The sequence below is a fragment of the Synechococcus sp. OH2 genome, assembly GCF_047462155.1.
Taxonomy (GTDB): Bacteria; Cyanobacteriota; Cyanobacteriia; order Thermostichales; family Thermostichaceae; genus Thermostichus.
On the sequence record NZ_JANSIR010000061.1, the window covers coordinates 3,919 to 7,721 of the forward strand.

3 protein-coding genes and 1 pseudogene are annotated in these 3,803 nt (G+C 62.0%); 2 read left to right on the top strand and 2 right to left on the bottom strand.

The features are described 5' to 3' along the window. Nucleotides 1–38: 38 nt before the first annotated feature. Both NW835_RS05070 and glyA read right to left on the bottom strand, forming a co-directional pair. Complete coding sequence (locus tag NW835_RS05070) at nucleotides 39–1,142, bottom strand: glycosyltransferase family 4 protein (RefSeq protein ID WP_414414687.1); 1,104 nt, start codon at nucleotides 1,140–1,142, stop codon at nucleotides 39–41. A gap of 24 nt (nucleotides 1,143–1,166) precedes the next feature. Then, nucleotides 1,167–2,492 carry a serine hydroxymethyltransferase gene (glyA, locus tag NW835_RS05075; RefSeq protein WP_414414688.1) on the bottom strand — a complete coding sequence of 442 codons (1,326 nt, stop codon included), beginning with the start codon at nucleotides 2,490–2,492 and terminating at the stop codon, nucleotides 1,167–1,169. A 228-nt stretch (nucleotides 2,493–2,720) separates the two neighbouring features. Here glyA and psaM point away from each other — a divergent pair, with 228 nt between their 5' ends. Together psaM and NW835_RS05085 are read left to right on the top strand one after the other, a co-directional pair. Then, nucleotides 2,721–2,813, top strand: a complete 93-nt coding sequence (psaM, locus tag NW835_RS05080) for a photosystem I reaction center subunit XII (RefSeq protein WP_414332959.1) — start codon at nucleotides 2,721–2,723, stop codon at nucleotides 2,811–2,813. Between the two features lie 162 nt (nucleotides 2,814–2,975). Beyond that, a pseudogene (locus tag NW835_RS05085) lies at nucleotides 2,976–3,803 on the top strand (DNA helicase RecG); the annotation flags it as partial.

Below are 3,803 nucleotides of genomic sequence, written 5' to 3' on the forward strand. Positions count from 1 at the left end.
CCAGTCTAGGCAGGCGGGCGGCTGGGAACAACCCAGGCTTAATCCTTTTTTGAGTTAACTGAATCTGCTGCTTGAACCTCGGTATCTTCAGCAGCCAAAGACCGTTGCCGCTGACGCTGGCGTTGCCAGGCCCCCCAGCTCACCCCCGCCAACAGCAGCGAGGCGCCGCCCAGGTAGGTGCCCCCTGCCGGCAGGCCGGCCAAGGCCAAGGCCAGGGATCCCCCCCAGAGGGTCATGGCGTAGATCAAGAGCACTGAATGCCGCTGCGACAGGCCGGCTTTGAGCAGGCGATGGTGCAAGTGGCCCTTGTCGGGATGAAAGGGGGACCTGCCCCTGGCCAGCCGCTTGAGGATGACGGTAGACATATCCAGGATCGGCACGGCCAGGATAAAAAACGGCAGGGCTACCGCCAGCGTGGTCACCCCCTTGGCCACCCCAATGACCCCGATCCCAGCTAGGGTAAAGCCCAAAAAGTAGGCTCCCCCATCTCCCATGAAGATCTGAGCCGGGTTGAAGTTGTAGCGCAAAAAGCCCAGACAGGCCCCTGCCAAGGCTGCCGCCAGCATGGCCGCCGCCGGCCGATCCAGCAGCAGCGTTACCATCAGCATCACGACTGCTGCGATCCCCGACACGCCTGCCGCCAGCCCATCCAGGCCGTCCATGAAGTTGATGGCGTTGGCCATCCCCACCAGCCACAGCAGGGTAACCAGCAGGCTCAACCACACCGGGAAGGGCCAGAGGCCAAGGCGCGGTAGGTTGATGAACTCAATGCGCACCCCTACTCCCCAGGCGGCGGCAGCCACCCCAAACTGCATCGCCAGGCGGGAAAAGGGCGACAACTGAAACAGATCGTCGGCCAGGCCAATCAAAAAAAACAAAACGCCGCCAATGGTTACCCCCCAGATCTCGTACTCCTGCTCGGTGCGCAAGCCGGCGAAGGCTCCGGCTCCCCAGAGCAAGAGTAGTGCCACCAGGTTGCCAAAAAAGATAGAGACCCCCCCTAGGCGCACCATCGGCTGCCGGTGGATCTTGCGCTCATCGGGAAAATCCAACTGGCCGCTGCGGATCCCGACCGCCTTCACCACCGGGGTTGCCCAGAGAACCACACAGGCAGCAGCCAAAAAGGCAACCAAGTAAGGCATGGCAAGCCGTAGCGGGGAGGGGGGTTATCCCAAGTGGGGGTAGAGCGGAAAACGGCGGCAAAGCTCGGCCACTCGCCGGCGACAGTCTTCGAGCACAGCCAGATCCCCCGGTTGAAACAGGCAATCGGCAATAATTTCCCCAATTTCCTCAAATTCTGCCGCGCCCAGGCCGCGGGTGGTCAGGGCCGGGGATCCCAGGCGCAGGCCGCTGGCCACAAAGGGCGGCTGCGGGTCAAAGGGGATGGTGTTTTTGTTGGCGGTAATGTGGATCTCCTCCATCAGGCGATCCGCCCGCTTGCCCGTCATCACCGGATCGGCAGCCCCGTTTTTCTCCAGCACTGCCGAGACCGAGCGCAGATCCAGTAACATCAGGTGGTTGTCGGTGCCCCCCGAAACCAGCCGGATGCCCCGTCGTTGCAGCGTTGCCGCCAGGGCCTGGGCATTGGCAATGACCTGGGCTGAGTACTGGGCAAAGCTGGGCTGCAGGGCTTCTCCAAAGGCCACTGCTTTGCCGGCAATGACATGCTCCAAAGGCCCCCCTTGGCTGCCGGGGAACACCGCCTTGTCCAGCTTTTTGCCCAATTCCGGGTCGCGGGTGAGAATCAGCCCGCCGCGCGGCCCCCGCAGCGTCTTGTGGGTGGTGGTGGTTACCACATCGCAGAGGGGTACGGGGTTGGGGTGGTGCCCAGTGGCCACCAGGCCAGCGATGTGGGCAATGTCTGCCATCAGATAGGCCCCCACCTCATCGGCAATGGCGCGGAAGGCAGCAAAATCAATTGTCCGTGGGTAGGCGGAGTAGCCGCAGATAATCAGCTTAGGCCGGTGCTGCAGGGCCAGATCCCGCACCTGGTCAAAATCAATCCGCTCCGTCTGCGGATCCACGCCATAGTGCACCACGCGGAACCACTTGCCAGAGACATTGACTGGCGAGCCATGGGTGAGGTGGCCGCCGTGGGCCAGATCCATGCCCATGATCGTGTCTCCTGGCTGCAGCAGAGCCAAGAAAACTGCGAAATTGGCCTGGGCACCGGAGTGGGGCTGGACATTGGCGTGGGCCGCCCCAAACAGTTGCTTGGCGCGGTCGATGGCCAGTTGTTCGATCTCGTCGATAAATTCGCAGCCGCCGTAGTAGCGCTTGCCGGGTAGACCCTCCGCATACTTGTTGGTAAGCACCGAGCCCTGCGCCGCCAGGACAGCCGGCGAGGTGAAGTTCTCGCTGGCAATCATCTCCAGGTGATCCCGCTGGCGGTTGAGTTCTTGCTGGATGAGGCGGTAGACGATGGGATCCGTTTCGGCCAAAATGGCCAGGTTGTCCCGGGGAGTGGTTAGGCTGTGCGGGGCGGCTACCATGGTGACGCCAAGAGCAAACGTTGCAAAGAAAAAAAGGCAAGAATTACCCTGCGGTCGCAACAGCGTTGCGAAGCAACATCGTAACACAATTGAGGCCAGGGGATCCCGCAGCGGCTAAGCGCAGAACCAAAGGCCGCTTTGTAAAGAATGTTTTTGGGCCCCAGGTCTGGTCACCAGCCGGGGTAAAGTGAGGGGCAGGTTTACAGCACTGGGTTTTAGGAGTTGGCTATGACCGACGCGCAAGTTTTCACCATCCTGGCCATTGCCCTGGTGCCAGCAGTGATGGCCGTGCTGCTGGGATCCGCCCTGGCCCGCAGCTAGTTTGCATCTGGAAGAATAAGGTTGCTCTGGATCCGGGGGCCTGTCCTATAGAGCAGGCCCTTTTGAGTTGAGGCCCAGGGGCTGCGCCTGGGACGCTTTGCCATTGGCTAAAGTTGGATAAAGGATACTACCGGCAGCCAACCCAGAAGCAACTTGAGCCAGGTGGATCTACAGCGGGTTCAGCGCGCCCTTTCTCTGGAAGCGGAGGTGGGGTTTACCGACCTGCGGGGGCGAGAGCAGACCTTCTCCCAATTTTTGCAGAGTGTGTTTGGCCAGGATCCCCCCGCTGGCTGGATCCTGGATGGGGAAGCGCGACGGCGGTGGAAAGAACTGGGATCCCGCTATCGCCTCTACCCCCAGCTAGAGCTGGCGGAGCGGCAGCACCTGGTGGCGGAAACCCGCCGCTGGCTGGAGCGGCTGCGGCGCCAGCAAGAACAAGCCCACTCTGCCCCACCCAGCCCTGCCTTGCCCCTGCCCAAGGGCCTTAGCTTGGAGCAGCCGCTGCAATTTCTCAAGGGCATTGGCCCCAAGTCGGCGGAGAAACTGGCGCAACTGGGCCTGCACACTGTGCGCGATGCCCTCTACTACTTCCCACGGGATCACCTGGACTATTCCCGCCGCGTGCTCATCCGCCAGGCCAAGGTGGGGGAGACGGTTACCCTGGTGGGGACGGTGAAAAGCTGCAGTTGCTTTACCAGCCCCAAAAACCCCTTGCTGACCATCTTCAACCTCAAGCTTGCCGACAAAAGCGGCGTAGTCACCCTCAGCCGCTTCTACAGCGGGCGGCAATTTGCCCAGCGCAGTTGGCAGGCAGCCCTGGAGCGGCAATACCCCAAGGGGGCAGTGGTGGCGGCCAGCGGTCTGGTGAAAAAGGGCCGCTTGGGCTTGACACTGGAGAACCCGCAACTGGAGGTGCTGGGGGGAGAGGGCGAGGATCTGGAGAGGTTGGGCAAGATCCTACCCGTTTACCCCCTCTCAGAAGGGATCCCC

What these genes read in the sequence shown, in the direction of transcription:
- NW835_RS05070 (WP_414414687.1), bottom strand. Translation starts at nt 1,142, where the DNA reads ATGCCTTACTTGGTTGCCTTTTTGGCTGCTGCCTGTGTGGTTCTCTGG.
- glyA (WP_414414688.1), bottom strand. Translation starts at nt 2,492, where the DNA reads ATGGTAGCCGCCCCGCACAGCCTAACCACTCCCCGGGACAACCTGGCC.
- psaM (WP_414332959.1), top strand. Translation starts at nt 2,721, where the DNA reads ATGACCGACGCGCAAGTTTTCACCATCCTGGCCATTGCCCTGGTGCCA.